16 protein-coding genes are annotated in these 21,267 nt (G+C 56.2%); 9 read left to right on the top strand and 7 right to left on the bottom strand.

All coding sequences use genetic code 11. The annotated features are described in order from the left end of the window. Positions 1 to 331 precede the first annotated feature (331 nt). From RISK_RS02070 to RISK_RS02060, 3 genes are all read right to left on the bottom strand, one after another. Positions 332 to 1,009: a DUF4142 domain-containing protein gene (locus RISK_RS02070; RefSeq protein WP_047812714.1), complete on the bottom strand. Its 678-nt coding sequence runs from the start codon at positions 1,007 to 1,009 to the stop codon at positions 332 to 334. A 325-nt stretch (positions 1,010 to 1,334) separates the two neighbouring features. After that, positions 1,335 to 1,685, bottom strand: a complete 351-nt coding sequence (locus RISK_RS02065; protein ID WP_047812575.1) for a hypothetical protein — start codon at positions 1,683 to 1,685, stop codon at positions 1,335 to 1,337. Further along, on the bottom strand, positions 1,685 to 2,767 hold the full coding sequence (locus RISK_RS02060) for a DUF1559 domain-containing protein (RefSeq protein ID WP_047812574.1): 1,083 nt from the start codon (positions 2,765 to 2,767) through the stop codon (positions 1,685 to 1,687). The genes RISK_RS02065 and RISK_RS02060 overlap by 1 nt, the downstream gene beginning before the upstream one ends. 318 nt (positions 2,768 to 3,085) lie before the next feature. On the opposite strand from RISK_RS02060, the gene mntR reads away from it, so the two are divergent. Next, entirely contained in the window at positions 3,086 to 3,499 is a 414-nt protein-coding gene (gene mntR / locus RISK_RS02055) for a manganese-binding transcriptional regulator MntR (protein ID WP_047812573.1), read from the top strand. Between the two features lie 148 nt (positions 3,500 to 3,647). Here the strand turns inward: mntR and RISK_RS02050 are convergent, their stop codons facing one another. Further along, entirely contained in the window at positions 3,648 to 4,850 is a 1,203-nt protein-coding gene (locus RISK_RS02050; protein WP_047812713.1) for a threonine/serine exporter family protein, read from the bottom strand. A gap of 353 nt (positions 4,851 to 5,203) precedes the next feature. Between RISK_RS02050 and RISK_RS02045 the strand changes: the two genes are divergently transcribed. From RISK_RS02045 to RISK_RS02035, 3 genes are read left to right on the top strand one after another with little or no spacing between them, the layout of a single operon-like run. Next, on the top strand, positions 5,204 to 5,860 hold the full coding sequence (locus RISK_RS02045) for a thioredoxin domain-containing protein (protein ID WP_053061021.1): 657 nt from the start codon (positions 5,204 to 5,206) through the stop codon (positions 5,858 to 5,860). 18 nt (positions 5,861 to 5,878) lie between these two features. Continuing rightward, positions 5,879 to 8,188: a PAS domain-containing sensor histidine kinase gene (locus RISK_RS02040; RefSeq protein WP_047812572.1), complete on the top strand. Its 2,310-nt coding sequence runs from the start codon at positions 5,879 to 5,881 to the stop codon at positions 8,186 to 8,188. Between the two features lie 48 nt (positions 8,189 to 8,236). Beyond that, positions 8,237 to 9,373 (top strand): response regulator, encoded by a 1,137-nt coding sequence (locus RISK_RS02035; RefSeq protein WP_047812712.1) that lies wholly within the window; start codon positions 8,237 to 8,239, stop codon positions 9,371 to 9,373. Between the two features lie 116 nt (positions 9,374 to 9,489). On the opposite strand, the gene RISK_RS02030 is transcribed toward RISK_RS02035, so the two are convergent. Further along, entirely contained in the window at positions 9,490 to 11,337 is a 1,848-nt protein-coding gene (locus RISK_RS02030) for a CRTAC1 family protein (protein WP_047812711.1), read from the bottom strand. Continuing rightward, complete coding sequence (locus RISK_RS02025; protein ID WP_047812571.1) at positions 11,327 to 14,236, bottom strand: multiheme c-type cytochrome; 2,910 nt, start codon at positions 14,234 to 14,236, stop codon at positions 11,327 to 11,329. The genes RISK_RS02030 and RISK_RS02025 overlap by 11 nt, the downstream gene beginning before the upstream one ends. Before the next feature lie 24 nt (positions 14,237 to 14,260). Between RISK_RS02025 and RISK_RS02020 the strand changes: the two genes are divergently transcribed. Then, on the top strand, positions 14,261 to 14,536 hold the full coding sequence (locus tag RISK_RS02020; RefSeq protein ID WP_047812570.1) for a hypothetical protein: 276 nt from the start codon (positions 14,261 to 14,263) through the stop codon (positions 14,534 to 14,536). Here the strand turns inward: RISK_RS02020 and RISK_RS02015 are convergent. Then, on the bottom strand, positions 14,527 to 15,021 hold the full coding sequence (locus tag RISK_RS02015) for a hypothetical protein (RefSeq protein WP_047812569.1): 495 nt from the start codon (positions 15,019 to 15,021) through the stop codon (positions 14,527 to 14,529). The genes RISK_RS02020 and RISK_RS02015 overlap by 10 nt on opposite strands. Positions 15,022 to 15,324: 303 nt before the next feature. Here RISK_RS02015 and RISK_RS02010 point away from each other — a divergent pair, with 303 nt between their 5' ends. From RISK_RS02010 to RISK_RS01995, 4 genes are all read left to right on the top strand, one after another. Continuing rightward, positions 15,325 to 15,750: an RrF2 family transcriptional regulator gene (locus RISK_RS02010; protein WP_047812568.1), complete on the top strand. Its 426-nt coding sequence runs from the start codon at positions 15,325 to 15,327 to the stop codon at positions 15,748 to 15,750. A gap of 189 nt (positions 15,751 to 15,939) precedes the next feature. Beyond that, complete coding sequence (locus tag RISK_RS02005; protein WP_047812567.1) at positions 15,940 to 16,413, top strand: MarR family winged helix-turn-helix transcriptional regulator; 474 nt, start codon at positions 15,940 to 15,942, stop codon at positions 16,411 to 16,413. Positions 16,414 to 16,515: 102 nt separating this feature from the next. Next, positions 16,516 to 17,916, top strand: coding sequence for an efflux RND transporter periplasmic adaptor subunit (locus tag RISK_RS02000; RefSeq protein ID WP_047812566.1), 1,401 nt, complete (start codon positions 16,516 to 16,518; stop codon positions 17,914 to 17,916). Then, complete coding sequence (locus RISK_RS01995; protein ID WP_047812565.1) at positions 17,913 to 21,071, top strand: efflux RND transporter permease subunit; 3,159 nt, start codon at positions 17,913 to 17,915, stop codon at positions 21,069 to 21,071. The genes RISK_RS02000 and RISK_RS01995 overlap by 4 nt, the downstream gene beginning before the upstream one ends. The last annotated feature ends 196 nt before the right edge of the window (positions 21,072 to 21,267 follow it).

Raw genomic sequence — 21,267 nt, 5'->3', positions numbered from 1 at the left:
CAAGTGACGATATTAGCGGTGTGGCGCAAGTCGCCCGGTGAGGAACCGGAGGGCTTGCGCCCTTCCGCTACGTCACTTGTTGTTCACGTGGTCCTAACGCTGGCCTGCTGAATGCTTGGCGTTGACACGGAAGCCGCAACCCAGGGCGTTGCCCTGGGCTGGCGTAGGGCTGCCCCGTTGGGGCAAAGTCGAGGAACAAAACCTGGGCAGCCCAAAACGCTATCAAGACCGAACATTTCGCAGCCCAGGCTAACGTCCAAACCAGCGCCGCGACCATGTCCCGGCGCTGATGAGAATGCATCGCCACAACACAAGCTTGGCAGCCCAACAACTATGACCGTTGTTTTTCGTCGTCCTCCAGTTTCTTTGCCAATTGCTTGGCTTTCTCAAGATGCTTTTCGATCTTCGAAATGGCCTCTTGAGCGATTGGTTGCAATTCCTGCGGACCGGTGCTTTCAATCGCCTTCAGTTCCGCCAACATCATTGTGTGAGCCACGCATTGCTGCCCGAGGAACGCCATCTGAAAGTCCTGACCTTCGTAGTTGGTCAGCATGTCCTTGGTCATCTTCATCGCGTTGTCACAGGCTTGGTCCGCGATTTGGCAAAGCTGGGCGGGCACCCGCTGGCCCTGTGAATTGCCTTGATGCTGGCTGCTGAATTGCTGCAGCTTTTGATTGAGTGCTTCGTGATCGCGGACGATTGTTTGAGTCAACTGTTTCAGTTCGTCGTGATCCGTTTTCTGCATCGCCATCTTCGCCAACTCGATCTCATTCTCATTGGCTTTTTGCAGCTTCTGCACAATCGCTTGCGTGACGGTGGGCTGCTGTTGGCGACTGTCGGTGGTCGTTCGCCGTGCTTCATAGCGGCCCGAGTCGGCTTGGTTCTGCGGGGTTTGAAGTTGACCATCCAGAATCGAACCCCCATTGGCTCCTTGCTGGGCGTTGGCAACGGGCAGTCCGGTCAACACGGTGAGTGCAGCGGCAGCAACAGTGAATCGCAATTTCATCATCTGGATCTCCATACAAGTTTCGGGGAATGTCCTGAGCACAAAGGGAACTCAGGCTGTCGAAGATGTCTGCATCTTGTGTTCCAGTGCGTGGTCTCTGTTCCACCGTTTCGCCCAAATTTCGCTCCTCCTTCATCGAGCCAATCAATTCCCTTCGAATCAGCAACAAAACACACCCGTGATCCAACGTTCTCTCCTCGACGTGTCGACACCGTCGGTCGAAAACCAGCCACCCCGGAACACATCGCCCGAACGCTTGGCGACCACTTCACGAAGATGCCATCTCGCCTTGGCAAGCTCGTGCCAGGATCTCAAAACCTGGCTTGCATCACCTTTGCACCTGATCCTCCATCATTTGCCGGCACTCTCGACTGGCTTGCCTCCAGTCGCCCGCGCTGGCCAACTCGATGACCCGCTGAAGCGACGAGTGGGATTGCTCGGAAAGCGTTCCATCACTTCGCCACTGAACGATTTGATCGGCGACCTTCTGAAGAGATGTCCCATCTTTCTGATTGCAAATTCGATAGAGCGCCACCGAGGCGTCGTACCCCTGGTCGTTCAGTTCGACTTTCTCGCGAGGATAGAAGAACAACAACAGTCCGAGAACAACGACCGCCGAACACGCCCACTTGATCCATGCAGTTCGCTTTTCACTGGGAACCGCTTTCGCACTCGCCATTAGAGTTTCTCCCAATCGATGACTTCGCTCTCGTTCATGCTGGACATTTCAGCCCAGAGAAACAGATCCACAAAATCACTGATGAAGCGAACCGATCCGTCCCCGAAAGCGACCATGCCTCCGCCCGGGTGATCCGACACCATTTGCCCCACGTGGTACGTCGGGAAATTCACGGGGTGAATGATCGGATACCCCGTGATGTCCAGTTCGCCGCCGGAAGGCCCGGCATGGACCAACGTGAGTGTCGCCGCGGCATCGGGACCGTTTTCGGGTGATTCATAACGAGGATGCGTGAACGCCCCCGGCACAACGCCCACCCAAGTCTTGTCGCTCAGCGAGGAAGTGTGCTCGCCAAAGAAGATCGTGTTGCTGGTCCCATCCAAGACGTCTCGGAATCGAGTTCTCGAGTTGCGATAGAACGGACCATCGGCGACACGCCCTGCGTCTCCATCAATCACGATCGTCTTCGTTTCCGAAGTGTAAATGTTGGTGAAGACAATTCCCGTCGCGGCAGACCCACACTCGCCCCAGCAACTCTCTTGCCCGTGACTGGCAACGTAGTGACTGCGGCCGAGCTGGATGCCCCGACCGCCAATTTGCAACGGATTGCCAGCGCCGTCCTGCACATCAAACGCCGCGTCACCCCCTGCGGCACTGGGACACAAAAAGGTGGGAACCCGCGATCCGATGGCGGCCTCATTTGCCAACGACCAGATCGGTTCGTCCATTCGCAACTGATCTGACAAAGCCGTGGCTTCTAAGAATGGCAGCAACCCCGTTCCCCATCCCCAACCGGGCCCCGCGTCCCAAGTCACCGGATCCATCGCGACCGACGTGGGAGCCACACCAGAACTGGTTGAAAACGAAACGTAACCGGCCGGGAATCGCTGATACGCGGAATGGTAGTTCTGGGCCGCCAAGCCAACCTGACGAAGGTTGTTGCTGCACGACATCTGCCGCGCTGCTTCCCGAGCGGCTTGAACTGCCGGCAGCAACAGCCCCACCAAAACACCAATGATGGCGATCACGACCAACAGTTCCACCAGCGTGAACCCCGACCTCCATCGCGGCGCCCGAAACATCCCCCGCTCGCGAGCGTCACGACGATTCACTGCATTCCATCTCAACGAAACCCGTCTCATCCAATCTCTCCCAAACACAAACTTAGCCAACACTAAGTTTTAAGCCAAAAAAAAAACGAAAAAGCCCCGGCAGAGAGCACCGCCGTTTCCGGCCGGATGCTCTTCCAGCCTCCCTTCTCTTGTTAGCTCGTGCTAACATTCTTAGCAGAGGCTATCAACGGGCGATTGCGAAAGCAAGTGGGTTTCTGCCCCAGATTCCGATGCTAGAATGCGGACGAACTCCCCCCATTGCAGCTGCACGGTCTCAAGAGGCCCAATTTGCCTTCTCAATCGCATCACCGCACTCGATCCGATCACGCCAGCGAAGTGGCGGAGGACTATGTCGAAGCCATCGCGGAAGCCATTTCGGAAAACGGAATCTGCCGCGCCGTCGATTTGGTGCGTCACTTCGACGTCACGCACGCGACGGTGAACAACACGATCAGTCGTCTGCAACGCGATGGGTTGGTCATGACCGAACCCTATCAACCCATCACGCTGACCCCGCAGGGCAAGCGGATGGCAACCAAGGCTCGCAACCGGCATGAAGTCGTTCGATCGTTTCTACTGCGACTCGGCGTCAGTGAAGCGACCGCGACGGTGGACAGCGAAGGAATGGAGCACCACGTCAGCGACGAAACGCTCCGGGCAATGAAACGAATCCTGAAAGAAGGGCTTCCGGAGGCGAACTAAGCAGGTCGGCAGGAGTCTTTCGGCATTTGGACTGTTTCGGTAAGCGTCGTTGCTCCCACGTACAACCGGGGCGAACGCCCAAACGGCTCACATGATGATGCCCGATCATTCCTGCCGACCTGCTTAGGCACGTGCTGCACCCCTGCTCTCAGTTCTCCGAACTCTGCTCTGCCGACTCGGGCGATGGCTTTTCCGAACGCGAAACCACAACGTCGGTGAGCAGCAACCCGGCCACGATCGAGACGGCGGTCAACATCATCGTCGCGGTCAGTCGAATGCCACTGGGCAGGTCCTCTTGGACCATGATCTGCGAGAAACCCGAGAATCCCAGACTACCGGGAACCAAAAGCAGCAGCGCTGGTAGCAACATCACCGCCGTGGGGATCCCCAATCGATTGGATGCAAAGTGGCTGGTCACACTGGCCACAAAGGAGGCAATCCCAACCGAAGCAAAGGGCCCAAAGGTGGTTCCCGCCAAACGCAATGCGCCATAACCCACCAAGGTCGATGCGAGCAACCAAGGGATGTCGCGATAACGCGCCCGAAACGTCACAGCAACGCACAACCCGATCGGCACCAGAACCAGCGCCGACGCCAACAAATCGGGTGAATGCAAAGGCAACGAAGAAGGCACCGGCCGAAATGCTTTGACCAGACCGTAGCCCATCGAGACGCCAAACACGATCGTCAGCAGCGTGGTCATCGCACCGGCAAACCGAGCCGACCCCGAAGCCAAGTTCTGCGTTGCCAATTCATTGATGCTGATCGTCAGATGCAATCCAGGAACGAGCAGAATCAAAGCGGCCAAAGACGTGATCTCAAAGTTGCCCGCGCCGGTGAAGGCCTGAATGCCACAGGCAATCGAACTGGCCACAAACCCCGCGACCACGTTGATCAAGTGCGCCTGATGTCGCACGTGATTCATCCACACCACCACGCACCCGACGATCAACCCAATGACGCCCGCAGCAAGCACGACTGTCTCGTCGCCTCCCACCAGAACGCTGATACACGCAGCGACTCCGCCTTGCGAGGCAATCTGAACCGCTGGTCCGTACCCATCCTGCATTTCGTTGATGAGGGCCAATTGATCCCAAGCTTCCGTGACCTCCAACTGGTCTTCCTGAATCGCACGTTGCAACTCAAACAGTGCGGCGTACCGCCCCAGATTGGTGTCGCTTGGATAGACACGCAACAACCGAGTCTCGCTGCCACCGAAGGTCACAAACAGGGCCGTTGGCGTCGAAAAGAAGCTCGCCTCATGCCCCAACGAGGCTGCCACCTGCTCCATTTCCAAGTCCAACTCGTACGCCGGTGAACCGCAGGCGTGCAAGCTCCTCGCAAGTTCCATGATGAGCTCGACGGAAGAAACTCGTGACAACGCTTCAGGCCTGAAAGAGGTGATTGGCAACGGAGCACCCCAAACAGGAAGGGGGCCTTGCAAGCACGGCATTAAAACAGGCCATCGGCGGTCTGAATAGGATCGAGCTTGCGAACCAGTCTCCCCAGCCCCTCCAATCCCGCACCGGCCGCACATTCGATTCAACCGCCAAGGTCATTGCTCCCCCAGGCGAGGCAGCGTCTTTCTCATCCCCGAATTCTCATTCTCCAGGTCTGCATCACGATTCCGATGTAGCGTTTGACAGCCTTGAGGAATCAAGGCAACAACACTACTAATCCAACATTGCTCGCGGGGCACGTGACATGTTACATCGAAAAACCCGCTCTGGTTCCGTCCAGAGCGTGGACCTGCAAGCGGTCCATCCAACGACCAGAAAGATCCCGCCGTTCCTGATTCGAGTCGCAGTTCTTTGGGGCTGCCTTCTGGCGGGTCTCTTCTTCGCGTTGATTGCTTACGGCAACACGGCGGGTCCCTCCGAACCGCCGCCTGCCACCGGACCCGTCGAACATCCGACCAGCGTCTCGCGATCAACCAACTCTTCCGACTGGGAATTGGTGATGGCCGTTCATCCGAAATGCCCCTGCACGGTGGCATCGGTCAATGAACTGCAACGCCTGCTCCGTCAGGTTGACAACCAACTGACCTGCCGATTCCTGGTCTACCATCCCGCCGACACCAACAGCGATTGGATGGACGGAAAAATCACCTCCCGTCTCTCGCGCATCCCTCACGCTTCCATTCAAGCGGATGAGGCAGGGAAGGCGGCGATGGAGTTGGGCATGAAGACGTCGGGCGCGGTGGTCGTTTTCGACCCTCATGGCAAACCCCGTTTTCATGGCGGGATCACCGCTTCTCGGAATCACGAAGGTGACAACCTTGGCGTGCGCTCCATTTCCATGTTGCTTCGAGGCCAAACACCGCCTCTCACTTCGACACCGGTTTTCGGTTGTCGGCTGTAGTCCTCGAGCCGGATAGTCATGTCAGAAAACGAACTCGAAACGGCACCTCTTCCAAAGAGTGCGCAGATCCTCTTTGCGGAGCATTTGCAATCACGGCAAATCAGTGCGGACCGCGCATTGGCTGTGGTTCTCGCTCTGCAATGGGCGTTTGCAATAGGCTGCGCCGTTTGGATTTCGCCGTACACCTGGATTGGGTCCCAACAACTCGTCCACGTGCATGTCTGGAGTTCCATCGTTGGCGGCGGACTGCTCACCATCTTCCCGGTGTTTCTCGCCATCAATTTCCCTGGCCAGCGCATGACGCGGATGATCATGGCCGTCGCGCAAATGCAATTCTCTGCCTTGCTGATCCACTTGATGGGCGGCCGGATCGAGTCCCATTTCCATATCTTTGGCTCACTCGCCTTCCTGGCGTTTTACAAAGATCCCTGGGTGTTCCTGCCGGCAGTCTCCGTGATCAGCCTGGACCATCTGGTCCGCAGCCTGTTCTGGCCTGAGTCCGTGTTTGGCGTTCTCTCGCCATCGCCCCTTCGTGCTTTGGAACACGCCGGTTGGATTGTCTTTGAGACGATTTTCTTGATCCTGGGAGTTCGTCAAAACAGGCTCTCTCTCTGGGAACTGGCCAAACTTCAGTCCTCGCTCACTCAACAACGTGACTTGCTGGAAGAACGTGTTCGCAGTCGGACGTCAGAGATCGAGCAACAACGCCACATTCAGGACACCATTCTGCAGCGCATTCCCGCCGCCGTCTTCTGGCGTGACATCAACGGAACCTTCTTGGGTTGCAACGAAATATTCAGCGAGTTCGTTGGACTGAAGTCGCCCCAAGACATCGTTGGCAAACGAATGAATGACATCATCCCTTCGAACGACCAAGCGCACAACCGATTGTCCAGCTTCTGCGATTCACCGGATGAGAATGTGGAACTTGTCAACATCGAAGAGATCTTGCAGAACTTTGCCGGGGAATCCAGAACGGTTCTAGCGGGCGCCACCTCGCTTCACGACCATCAAAACAACTGCTTTGGAACATTAGGAAGTTTCCTCGACATCACCGACCTGAAACATGCCGAGTCGCGTGGCAAATCGCTTGCCAATTTGATTCAAGAATCGCCCAATGAGCTCTACATTTTCGATGCGGAGACATTGCGCCTGGTGGAAGCCAACCGCGGATTCCTGCGGAGCATCGGCCTGGAACGCGACCAACTGGGCAACTGCTCCCCGCAGGACTTCCTCCAAGGCATCTCAAACCATGAACTGCGTCAACGGATCACCGTGGCCATGGCAGACCCAAGCGAACGATGCGCGTTCAACTCGGCTCACGTGAGGAAGGACGGCACCGCATTTCCAGTACACGTGGACATTCACCGGTCGACGTTTGAAACTCGGCCCGTGTTCGTTGCTTTCGCGACAGACCTGAGTGACACGCAAGCCATGGAACGCCAATTGGCGCAAGCCCAGAAACTGGAATCCATGGGCCAACTCGCCGCTGGGATCGCTCACGAAATCAACACCCCCATGCAATGTGTCAGCGGGAACGTGGAATTCCTGACCATGAGCTATGAGCGTCTCTTCCAGTTCACCGACGGATTGTTCGAATTGCTCAAAAGCCCTTCGTTGAATGCGGTCGATGCTCAATCACAACTCGAATCGTTGACCAAGCAGCATCGCTACGACGTGTTGCGAGAACAGACGCCGGATGCCATCGAAGAAGCATCACAAGCGGTGATTCGTGTGATCGAGATTGTCCGAGCGATGAAAGCCATGTCGCATCCAGGCCGGCAAGAGATGAACGACACCGATGTGAACACTCTGATTCAGCAAGCGGCAATCATCAGCCGCAACCGATACAAATATGTTGCTGAATTGGAACTGGATTTGTCACACGACCTACCGCCAATCCCTGCCTTCGGGGCAGAACTCAGCCAAGTCTTCATCAACTTGATCGTCAACGCGGCGGACGCCATCGCAGAACGCAAGGCAAGTGAGCCTGAACTCGAAGGCAAGATCCGAGTCAACTCAGTGCAAAACGACAACCAAGTTGAAATTCGCGTGAGCGACAACGGAACCGGAATGTCAGCGGATGTCCGTTCCAAAGTTTTCAACCAGTTCTTCACCACCAAAGAGGTCGGCAAGGGCACCGGGATGGGACTCTCGCTGACATACAACATTGTCTCCTCGAAACACAATGGCACGGTTCATGTGGAATCCGAACCCAACGTCGGAAGCTCCTTCATCGTGACGCTCCCAATGGACGCCAGCCAGTCCATTGCAGACGACTCCGACAAAGAACGCCCGGACACCTGTCGTGTTCCGGTTCTGACTTGATCTCCCTGACAACCACCTAAACACTTGATTCAACCGGCGAACAACCCGATGAATGAACGAATCCTACTCGTCGACGACGACTACAGCTTGCTGAACACACTCAAGCGAAACCTGTCCTTTGACTTCGAGGTCACCACCTGCGAATCCGGTCAAGAGGCTTTGGCCTGCATCAAGAATTCCGAAACCTTCTCCGTTGTCATGGTCGACATGCGGATGCCAGGAATGGAAGGCATCGAAGTCATCCAAAAGGCGCGTGAGATCTCGCCCAACAGCGTGTACCTGATGCTCACAGGAAACCAGGACCTCACCACCGCGATGGACGCGGTCAACGACGGGCAAGTCTTTCGGTTCCTGAACAAACCTTGCCAAATGAGCGACATCAAAGCGGCCATCAATGCCGGAATCAAACAACACGACTTGATCACGAGCAAAGAAGAATTGCTCAAGAAGACTTTTTCAGGTGCGATCAGTGTCCTGGTGGAAATCATTGAATACGTTGACGATCCGTTGGTCGACACCGACGACATCCTGAAATCAGCGAAAGAGATGCTCACCGAATGCAACGCGGACACCGATTGGCGTGTGCCGTTGACCTCTCGCTTGATGGTCGCAGGCATTCCACTGCTGAACCTCGACCAACGAGAAACCTTGGCCAAAGCGTCCATCACGTCGGACGAACATCGCAAGATCGTGAAAGAAGTCTTCTCCATTTCCAGCCAATTGATCAAACAAATCCCACGACTGGAACCGATCTCTGATTTGCTGGATCGAATGGGAAGCACCGAGATCACGACCAAGCAGTGCACCAATGATGACGACAAAATTGCTCAATCGATCTTACTCAGCTACTACCAAAGCATGCTGAAACGTCGAGGCGAAACCGGTGATGTCGCCTTAACTGAAATTGAAGATCGATTCCCAGACCTTGACCAAAACTTCAGTGAACATGTTCGTCATGCTACCGATGCACAGCCTAAACCGACGATCGAAAGCATTTCAACATCTGAACTGTTGACAGGCATGATGGTCGCAGAAGACGTTCGAATGCCGAACGGCCTGCTGCTCATTGCATCCGGACGCAAGCTATCGCCGCCGATGGTCACACGTCTCCGCAATCTGATCGGTCTGGAAACAGTCGCGGTCGAAATCCCAGCCAAACGATCGCCCGAAATGGCGGGGACCTAGATCACGAGGATCCAATTCTCTCACGCCCGATTCTTTCGACGTCTGTCCCGTCGCAATTCAAGTGTGTTTGACCGCTTCACTGGACCAGCACCACGCTCAACATTGGCTTGCAACCTTCACCGAGTGATCTCGTGCACCTGGTCGACCTTCATCGGCCCCAACTCAATCTTCTCGCCATCTGGCCACCGCACCGTCACGTTCTGAACAGCCTCGTGCTGCCCCAGCCCAAACGTCAACGGCAACTCCACCTGAGTGAGATAGCTTCGCGTCGGCATCACCTGTTTGGCCAGCACCTCGTCGCCGACCGTGACCTCCACCCAAGCCCCAATCGCATCGCGATTGCACTTCACCCCGTCGCCCACCAATTTCAGTCGCAGCCAATGGTGACCGGTTGCTTGATCGTTGCGCAACAACCGTGGTGAACGCCCCACCGACGTGATCAGCAAGTCCAAGTCGCCATCCAAATCAATGTCGGCATACGATGCGCCGCGACCAACCATCGGCACAACAAAATCGTTGCCCAACTGCTCCGCACCGACAGGAAGAAACTCCGTCTCATACTCGGGTCCCGCGTTCCAAAACATCTGCGGTGGCTGCTCGTAGTGCTGGCTCGGCTGCACCCGATTGATGTCTTCTTCCAAGTGGCCGTTGGCACAAAACAGATCCAAGCGACCGTCCAGGTCATAGTCGACATAGGCCAAACCAAACGTCAGCAACAACCGCGTGCTGGGACCGAGTCCGGTCGAGACCGCTTCGTCGTAGAACTGCATTCGCCCGGCTTTGGTCACATACAACGCCGTCATTTCATTGGAAAAGTTCCCGATCGCAACCGCCATGCTGGATCGCTCACGAAAGGATGTCACATCGATCCCCATCGCCCCGCGAGCGTTGCCGGTGGAATCAAATGCGATCCCACAAATCGCGCCCATCTCCGAAAATTTCCCGTCACCACTGTTTCGAAGCAAACAGTTTTGGACCGTGTCGTTGGCGACCACCACATCCATGTAGCCGTCCTGGTCGAAATCACAAAGTGCCAAACCCAGCGACTTCGACTGTGGCACGTCGGTGGAAACATTTCGAACCTGAATGCCAGCCGCTTCGGAAACGTCCGTGAACTTCCCGTCCCCTTCGTTGCGATACAGGTATGAGAACGTGCCTTCGAAATTTTGCGGTCGCCCATAGGCCCGTCCGCCACCGACGAGTTGAAACCCCTGCGACTCATCGTATTCGCGACTCCAAACGACGTAGTTGCACACAAACAGATCCAGATCGCCGTCGTTGTCATAGTCAAACCAGCCCGAACTGGTGCTCCAGCGATCTTCCGCGCCGCTCACACCCGCGGACTCGGTGAGGTCTTCGAATTTCCCCTCACCAAGGTTCCGAAACAAGCGATTCTTCCCGACCGCCGAAATGAACACATCCACCAACCCGTCTTGATCGAAGTCGCCAACGGCACACCCCATGCCATACATCTCGACATCCAATCCGGATCCCTGCGTCACATCCACAAAGGTGCCACCCTCATTTCGGTACAGTCCCGATGTGTTCCCCCGACCACTGGGTTCATCCCAGGGCCAATCCATGGAGTTGATCAACAACAGATCCTGATCCCCGTCGTTGTCAAAATCGAGGAACGCGCTCCCTCCCCCCATCGTTTCAGGCAGCAACTTGTCTCCGGTCGCGCCGTTGTTGTGCACAAACGAAATCCCCGCCTCTTCAGTGATGTCTTTGAACGGGGTTTTTGGAAGCACCACCTTGGGTTGTTCTCGAATGGCAACGCTCGCCAACTGAGATTCGCGCACCGGCGGCGCCGGCTTGGGACGCGTCAGAAGATAGGCGGCGATGCCGCCGACCAGCACGATTGCCACCAACGCGATCAACGACCCCCGCATCGCGCGACCGATATCGGCTTCATCACGCAATTCACTTTCATCCACTTCGTTTGACTGCGGATCACTCGACATCATCATCTCCTTCGGGGGCAGGGCTGGTGACCGCAGCGGAATGGTCCGTTGGGGTTTCGGGCGGTGGGGTTTCCGTTGGCAATTCCCGATGCAAGGAATACTTCACGACCGCTTCGGCCGCGTGGTTGGCAGCGGGATACTTTTCTCGGGCCAGACGAATCGCACGCCCTTGGGCGTTGTCATCCGGCTTGTAGATTTGGTGCAGTTTCCGATGTTTCTCTGCCGACTCTTGATCGCCGAGACGCTCATAGAGCAATTGCAAATTGTGATGAGCGGAAACGTTTTCAGGATCGATCTGCAGCGTCTTTTGATACTGCCTGACCGACTCTTCGAAATAGGCCTGACTCTCGTCAGTCCGACGTTGACGTTCGCGAGTGTTGCCCAGATCGAACAAAGTGCGACCCAGTTGGTTGATCACTTCAATATCCAAACTGAAATCAAAGCCGCGACGCTGCATGTCTTCCGTGCTGTCTTCCAGCACGCTTCGAAGGTTTTGTTCGGCCTCTTCCAAGCGTCCCTGTTGCGAGTTGATGACGCCTGACAACCACGCCCACGTCCAGCGTGGAAAACCTTCGGTCTCGCGATACCCATCGGCGCGCTGCAAGGCCTCGACCGCTTCATCCAGCCGACCTTCCGTGTTCAGGACGCGAGCCAAGTTCAGCGGGCCGTCGTATCGATCCAACGCCTCCACTTCACGGAAAGCGCCTTCGGCCTGACGAAGTTCCGCCTTGCCCTTCAGTAGCAAACCGATGCCGTAGTCGTTCCAACGCTGCCAGGTTGGAATGTCCCGCGGTGAATTTTCAACGGCATCGTCCAACCCTTCGACAGGGAACACCATCGTGTCGACCGCCATCGTCGTGATCGGCAACTCATTGGTGTAGTGCTGACCGGGAATGTGCCCGCGAATTTGAATCCCATGTTCTTCATTGACCCTGGCCACGAAGTCCATGTACTCCGTGTCGAACTTTCGATACAGCAACTTCAACTCCACCTGAATCGGTTCGCTCACATCGTCGGGCACATTCAGTTCGTAGTGAACTGTCTGCCCAGCCCCCGGTGGGATTTGGTGATTGTAAAGCGGCGTGAAGATGTCTTCGGCATTTCGCCGATTGATTCGGTTGCCATCCTTGTCCAGCATGAACACGTTGATGAAGTGCGACCACGGATCGACTTCATTGTGTCTGTTTTCATTGACCCAACCGCTGTGACCGATCAATCGATCGCCGCTGGTGACTTTGACTTCCAACCAAATTTCGTTGCTGTCCACGGTCCCCTGCGAAAACAGGTGCCCCATTTTCATCGTCCGAACCACCGTTTCCAGCAGATACTTTTCACCCCGTTTCAGTGCGGGCACCTCTGGACGCAGGGGCGCGATCAATTCGCCATCGATCTCACCACCTTCCCGAACACCAAAGATGTCGACACGCATCACGTCCTGCAAATACTCTTGATGCGCCTCAATAACGTCCTCTCGATCACGCAGCCAGGCGATCCCGGTGTTCGCCGAGGGGAACATGTGATCGTGCACACTCAGCTCCTCGGCGCCGTCAAACTTTTTCGCGCCAAAGTCATTGGATGCCACCAAGGGCATGTGACACTTGTTGCAGTTGTCGACCGCCTTGGGCGGGTAGTAAAAACTCCTTGCACCGTGCCCGGACACGCCACTGAACAAATACGGGTCGTAGTGGTTTTGGCCACGCAAAAATTCTTTGTAACCGGTCAACGCTTCTGGCAAGTGCACCTTGTGGCACGTCGAACAGAACTCCGCCGTTTTGTGAAACGGTTTCAAGAACGTTTTCTTGTGAAACGAAGGTTTCGCCTTCACCAATTGATTGTTGATCCACTGCAGCGCCGCGTTGTCGCTGTTGGCAAACGGATAGTGCAGTGGTTCTTCAATCGTGTAGTCGGCGTTGCCTCGCACGCTGTTCACGTTTGTGATCGCATGACAAACCGTGCACGTGATCCCCGCTTTGGCAGTTGAGTGATTGGTCATGTCAAAGTTGGGATCGTCAAATGCCCCCGAAAAGAAGGGCACGGGATCGTGGCAACCCGCACACCATCGTGAGGCCTGAACCGATCCGTCCCGCTCGAGCGACTTCGCTCGTGTTTCGCTGACACTGGCAAAGTAGGGTGCATTGTTGAAAGAACTGAACCGGTGAACGCTGTCCTGCCAATCTTTGTGAATGTCGGCATGACACTTCAAACAGTATTCATCGTTCATCAATGCATCGGAGGGAATGAAGTTACCGCTCGACGTCCGCGCCAAGGAAGGTTCGAAGTACTGCGTGCCTGAGTCGGGTCCCACCGCATTCCACTGCCGAGGATCCTGCATCTGCAAGATCACCATGGCGGCGATGGACGCCACCGCGACCCCGCCAAAGCTCATTCCGATTCGCCACTTGATGCGCGGTCCGGCTAAGCGGTGCAGCCAATACAGCCAAATCGAAGCGAGCGGAAACGCGACGTGCAACCAATACACGGTGTTGCGTGCCAATGGTTGTTTCAAATCAAACCCACCGATCCGAACCAACAAAATTCCCGTCGCGAGGATCCCCAAGCTGACCGCGAACAGAGCGTACCCAATCCGGACCGCCCGCCGGTTGCGACGATCCTTGGTGTTCCACATGTGGATGAACCCAAAGATGACGACCGGCAGAACCAACAGCAGTCCCATCACCAAGTGAGCCAGGAACATGTATTGATAAAAGTAGTCCTGGTACGTCTGATCCCGAAACCACTCGAGGAACGTGAACGTCGCCAGATATCCCGAGTTGGCCAACAGCAATGCGAACAGAACGAAGATGGCGTAGAGCAGTTTTTTGAGCCGCGGACCAACCGCGCGAACATACTTTTTTCGCGGCTTCGGCACGGCCGCACCGGGTTGTGCAACAGATGACATGAGTCGATTCCAAGAAACGGTCAGATGACAGACGAGGTGCGCACCCGCCACCGAGAACATCGGATGGGGTGCATCAATCGAATGAAAGCGGAGCACTTTCAATCGGGACCCTTCGTTCGCCAGCGCAAACGAATTGGCGCAGGCGATGACTTCGAGCAAGACCTCTTCCGCAACGTTGACACAACGCCAGAGGCGAACTGTGTGATTGGTGCTGCGCCCGCATGTGGATCATCGACCAAGACGATGAATGACAATCGAGGCGTGCAGACCAGGGTGTGGAAACGACTTGCTCAAGCCTGAGACAATGTCATCTGCGGCGGGCGATCGATCCCGAGCGAGAATCCCGGTTGGACATCCATCGAGTCTTCCTGCGATCGGCAAAGGAACTCGCCCAAGCGAACGCTCTCCGCCCCCGCCTTCCAAACCGCATCGTGATGCGGACGTTCAGCAACAGGAATCATCGGCGCAGGAATCGGAAGCACTGGTAGTTGGCCACACAACGGGCCATCACACGGTTTGGCTGGCACCGATTGGCTGGGCAGCCCTCGACTGGGCAGTCTCTGACTGGGCAAACCTTGTTGGGCCATCTCAAGATGGCGATTCTGCTGCGTTCCCGATTCGCTGTTTCCACCTTCGCTGATTCGCATCGATGACGGCTGAGCAGCGACGATGGAAGTGCTGCCGGAGTGCTGCAACCAATCCCCGCAACTCGCCTCGACTGAACGTGGCGTCGAAACGCCCGCCAGTAAAACGGCGACTACGAATGGAAAGAGAACACGCGACATCGATTCTTCAGTCGGTCCAACGGAGAGTCTGCCACCTCAAGAAAAGCAACGCTCGACCAAGAGCAGAGGCTGGCACCCCTACGAGCCTAGGCGGACTCACCCCCCAAGTCAATCAAACAAGGGGAGCTACTTTCCCCGCAGCGGTCTCGGGGGCACCTCTCCCCCTCCGAAACCCGCGAGCAGGAAGAGCGATTGCCGTCTCGGCGTCGCTCCTCCCAAGCCCGTCCAAGCTTGCTTCTGAAGGACGCAAAATCCCGAAGTTTGCTACGATGATTGCACCTGCGAGACTTACTCTGGATTGACATGAAACTGACGACCCAAACTGACTACGCGTTGCGAACGCTGATGTACTTGGCCACGAGAGACACTCGGGCCAACGTCGCGGGGGTGGCCTCGCTTTTTAATATCTCAGTCAACCATGTCGCCAAAGTGGTCAACTTGCTCGCGCGAGAAGGCTACGTCCGAAGCATCCGCGGAGTCGGCGGTGGGATTGAACTGGCCGTTCGACCGGAAGACGTTACCGTGGGCCAGATCATCGAAACGATTGAAAACGACACGCATCTCCTGCCCTGTGTTGGATCCGACCACAGTTGCGTGATCCATTCGTTCTGCAAACTCAGTGGCGTGCTGGCCAACGCCGAACGCATCCAAATGGACTATCTGAACAGCGTCACACTCGCGGACGTCGTCCCCACGCGTGGCCAATTGGATCAACTCAAGACCGAATGAGCCGGGTTGGTTGAGCAAACCCAGACCCATCGGAACACGCGCCCCCTGCTGCGGACGTCCACCGCCCGCAAACCGGACCTTTCGCGAACTTCCGCCCCCCTCGATTTTCTCGGCGGAAAATACTCGACAAAAGATATTTCACTAATAACCTATTCAGCAGTGAAACGAAGTCCGTTTGAGGAAGTCGCGATGAGCCTGCAGCACGAACTGAATCGCCCTCAACCGTTTCGCTGCTTGGACCAAGAGGTTTTGCTGAATTTCCTCCGTATCGGTGACCAACTTGAGAACCGATTTTCGCGACTGTTCCGCGAGCATGGATTGACGCTCTCACGCTTCAACATCCTACGCAGTCTCGCATTGGCAGAACGCCCGCTGACCTGCGGCGAGATTGGCGAACAAATGATCCAGGTTGTGCCCGCGGTCACATCGCTGGTGGACCACCTTTGCTCACAAAAGCTGGTTGAGCGGAACCGCTGCACAGAAGATCGCCGGGTGGTGCATGTGACGATCACCCCGAAAGGCAAACAACTGGTGGACGACACCATGCAGCCCTTGAAAGAGATGGAAGATCGAATGCTGAAGCAGCTCAGCAAGGCGGACAAAAGCCAGCTTTTGCAATTGCTCAATCAAACTCGCGAATCGATCTCACACGTTGACGACTGACTTCGGTCGCCCCCCCCATTCACCTTGGTCGCTCCGCCCCGCCTGCGTGGAGACGCCACGCCCCCCCCGAATCACCCTCCCGTTTCTGGACCCCTCTGAATCATGACTCCTCCTCATCACAACCTCAACTTCCTTGGGAAGCTTGCTCTGGGAGCTGGCATCGGTGGGATGTTGCTCGCTGTCACTGGGTGTGGCAATGCCCCGAGCGGTCCTCCCGCAATGCCCAAGCCGACCGTGACCGTGGCCCAACCGATCTCGAAGAAGATCGTTGAATGGGACGCCTACACCGGCCGGATGGAAGCGGTTGATTTGGTGGAGGTCCGCGCACGAGTGGACGGATACTTGCAATCGGTCCACTTTGACGAGGGACAAATCGTTGAGAAAAACGATCTCCTGTTCATCGTCGACCCACGCCCCTACGAAGCAGAATTGGCGGCGGCACAAGCCAAACTTCAACAATCGGAATCGCTACTGAAACAAGCCAAGGCGATGACGGAAGTCGCCCGCGCGAACCTGTTGCAATCCGAAGCTCAGCTGAACCTCGCTGATGTTCGTTACAAACGAACGCAGCGTTTGGTGGAACGCAACGCCTCTTCCCAAGACGAACTCGATGACCGTGAAGCAGAGTTCCTCAAAGCCAAGGCAGACATCGAAGGCGTCCGCGCCAGCCTCAACTCAAGCGAAGCCGCGATCGCCACCGCGCAAGCGGAAATCGAAGTCGCCAAGGCTGGCGTTGACACGGCTGAACTGAATCTTCAATACACTCGTATCCGTGCGCCGATCACTGGACGCATCAGTCGCAAGTACGTGACCGAAGGCAACTTGATCGCGGGTGGAACGGCGACCTCTTCGTTGCTGACAACCATCGCTTCGGTGCAGCCGATCTACTGTGTGTTTGACGCCACCGAACAAGACGTGCTGAAGTATTCCCGCCTGGCCAAATCGGGTGAACGCGAAAGCTCGCGTGTGGCCAAGAACCCCGTGTACCTCGGTTTGATGGATGAAGAGGGTTTCCTGCACCAAGGACACATGGACTTCGTTGACAACCGGTTTGATGTCGACACAGCCAGCATGCGTGCCCGAAGCGTGTTTGCCAACGAAGATGAACTGTTGCTGCCCGGCATGTTCGCTCGCATTCGGATCCCCGGCAGTGCTCCGCACGATGCGGTGTTGATCCCTGATTCGGCGATTGGCACCGATCAATCGTCTCAGTACGTGTACGTGGTCGTCGATGGTGTGATTCAGCGACGAACAATCACGAGCGGCCCCATCATCGATGGTCTGCGAGTCATTCGAGAGGGCTTGGACGGCACCGAATTGCTGGTGATCCAAGGCCTGATGCAGTCGCGTCCCGATGCCGAGGTGAACACCATCGACGGGACGATCGAGGTCGTCGAAGACGGATTGCCTGACGAGTATCTCCCCGTTCCCAAAGAAGAATGGATTTCGCCCGCCCCCACCGCCGTCCCCATCGCGGATCGCAAGACGGAGGTGACACGATGAAGTTCCCACACTTCTTCATTGAACGCCCGATTTTTGCCTCGGTGCTGTCATTCCTGATCGTGCTGGTCGGTGGGATCGTGTATTTCACGCTCCCGGTGTCGCAGTATCCCAGCGTCGCGCCGCCGACCATTTTGGTTCGAGCCAGTTATCCCGGGGCAACCCCGGAAGTCATCGCTGACACCGTGGCGACGCCGATCGAACAAGAGATGAACGGCGTCGATGACATGCTGTACATGGAATCGTCGTCCAGCTCGGACGGAACCATGCAGTTGACAGTGACGTTCAAATTGGGCACGGACCTCGATGATGCCCAGGTGTTGGTGCAGAACCGAGTCGCGATTGCAGAGTCTCGTTTGCCTGATCAAGTCCGCCAAATCGGCGTGACGACGACCAAACAAATCCCAGACATGCTGATGGTGGTTCACCTGAACTCGCCCGACGGCAGTCGCGATCAGCTGTACATCAGCAACTACGCGTTTCTACGAGTTCGCGATGCATTGATGCGATTGAATGGAGTCGGCGAAATCCGAATCGCCGGCGGCAACGAATACGCCATGCGCATTTGGCTGGACATCGAAAAGATGACCCACGTCGATTTGACCGCGGGTGAAATCGTCAATGCCATCCAAGCCCAGAACATTCAAGTCGCGGCCGGTGTGATCGGCCAACCACCGACCGATGACACCGGTGATTTTCAGCTCAACGTCACCACGCAAGGACGCCTGATTCGCGAAGATGAGTTTGGCGACATCATTGTCAAACGAGGCGACGACGGACGCATCACGCGACTTCGCGATGTGGCCCGCATTGAACTGGGAGCTCAAGACTATTCGCGATTGAGCTATCTCGATGGCAAACCCGCCGTCGCAGTGCTGGTCTATCAGCGTCCCGGCACCAACGCGGTTGAAACCGCGGCGGAAGTCAAACGCATCATGAACGAAATGAGCGAGGAATTCCCTCAGGGGATCGGGTTCGAGGTCGCCTACAACCCGACCGACTATGTCGAGGATTCGATTTCCGAAGTGTTTGAAACGCTCTTCATCACAACGATTTTCGTCGTCTTGACCGTGTTTCTATTCTTGCATGGCTGGCGTCCAACCATCATCCCCGTGATCGCGATTCCGATTTCTTTGATCGGCACCTTCGCCGTGATGCAGTTCCTGGGGGTGACGCTGAATACCTTGTCCCTGTTTGGATTGGTCCTGGCGATTGGGATTGTGGTCGATGACGCGATTGTGGTGGTCGAGAATGTCGAGCGATTGATTGCCGAGGGCATGACCGCACGGCAGGCCACTCACAAGGCAATGGACGAGGTCGGGTCCGCCCTGATTGCCACGACATTGGTGTTGATCGCGGTGTTTGTGCCCACGGTGTTTGTGCCCGGGATCAGTGGCAAGTTCTACCAACAATTCGCGTTGACGATCTCGATCTCCACCGCGATTTCCACCTTCGTTTCGTTGACGCTCAGCCCAGCGTTGTGTGCGTTGTTGCTGCGTCCGAAAGACGCGCCGAAGAATCGAATGGGAAAAATGATTGACTTCCTGTTCGGCTGGTTCTTTCGGTTGTTCAATCGAACGTTTGATGCGACCAGCAACATCTACGCATCGATCGTTGGCAGTTTGATCAAGAGGACCGGTTTCGCACTGGTGCTGTACGCGGGCCTGTTGGTTCTCACCGGGTTCAGTTTCAGCCTGGTACCGACTGGTTTCATTCCGGACCAGGACCAGGGCTACGTGATCGTTGCGATCAACTTGCCCGACGGTGCGTCGCTGGCCCGAACCGACCGGGTGACTCGGCGAGTGGCGGAGATTGGAAAGCAGATCGACGGGGTGAAGCATGCCGTCGGAATCGCCGGTCTTTCCGGGGCCACGTTCTCGATCAAACCCAACGCGGCGGTGACATTCTTGCCGTTGGAAGACGCCAAGGAACGAGCCAAACGAGGGCGTGGGGTCAATGCAATCGTGGCGGACATGCGGCGTGAAGTGGCGGCCATCAACGAAGCTCAGATCTTGATCATTCCGCCACCCCCGATTCGTGGGATTGGGCGTGGGGGAGGTTTCAAGATGTATGTCCAAGACCGCAGCGGTGCGGGACTGGATTCACTCAACCAAGTCGCCCAGACAATGCTTGCCGAAGCCAACCAACAACCTGGCGTCACGCAAGTGTTCTCGAACCTGCGAATGGATGTCCCACAAGTCTACGCGGACGTGGACCGGACCAAAGCACAGATGCTGGATATCCCCGTCAACCGAGTCTTCGAAGCGTTGCAGGTCTACTTGGGATCGGTGTACATCAACGATTTCAACTTCCTCGGCCGTACCTACCGGGTCACCGCGCAAGCGGAACCCAAGTTTCGCGATGAGGCGGCCGACATTTCCCGGATTCGGACTCGTAGCGATCGAGGAGCCTCCGTGGCACTGGGCTCGGTCGTCAACATCACCAAGACCGCTGGCCCGGACCGATTGGTCCGATTCAACCTGTTTCCTGCTGCCGACCTCAACGGAACCACCGTTCCTGGTTTCAGCACCGGGCAATCTCTGGCGACGATGGAACAATTGGCCGATCTGAATCTGCCACCCGGTTTTGGCTATGAATGGACCGAGATCGCCTTCCAGGAGAAACAAGCAGGCAACACGATTGTCTTCCTGTTCCCGCTGGCGGTCTTGTTCGTGTTCTTGGCTCTCGCCGCACAATACGAAAGTTGGTTGCTGCCGCTGGCCATCATCTTGATTGTGCCGCTGTGTCTGCTGTTCGCCCTGACCGGCGTTTGGTTCCGTGGGATGGACAACAACGTTCTGACACAGATCGGTTTCATCGTGTTGATCGGTCTGGCGTGTAAGAACGCGATTTTGATCGTCGAATTTGCCAAAGCGGAAGAGGACGCTGGCAAGAACCGATTTGATGCTGCCATCGCGGCTTGCCGGTTGCGGTTGCGTCCGATTCTGATGACGGCATTTTCGTTCATCCTGGGTGTGGTGCCGTTGTTGGTTGCCACGGGTGCAGGATTCGAAATGCGACGCGTGCTGGGAACCGCTGTGTTCGCAGGCATGTTGGGAGTCACGATCTTTGGTTTGTTTTTGACGCCTGTGTTCTATGTTTTGCTGCGACGTTTCGCGAAACGCACCGAGCCAGAAACAACACCGGAAGGCACTTGATCCGTTGGCATGAAGGAGCCAGATTTCTTCTCCAAGTGTCTGGTTTGCATCGGAAGTGAAAAAGAATCCGGACAGCTCGCGTCGACACTGCTAAGTTCCTTGGCAGTGCTCCGCGGGCTTTCCGGGTTTTCGTTTGGTTCCCTAGACTGAACGTCCGGTAGGAACCCAACCGACGACTTCCGATCATCCTTCCTTC

Source organism: Rhodopirellula islandica (assembly GCF_001027925.1).
Classification (GTDB): Bacteria; Planctomycetota; Planctomycetia; order Pirellulales; family Pirellulaceae; genus Rhodopirellula; species Rhodopirellula islandica.
Note: the sequence above shows the minus strand (reverse complement) of the source record. Positions and strands in the feature narration are given on the sequence as shown.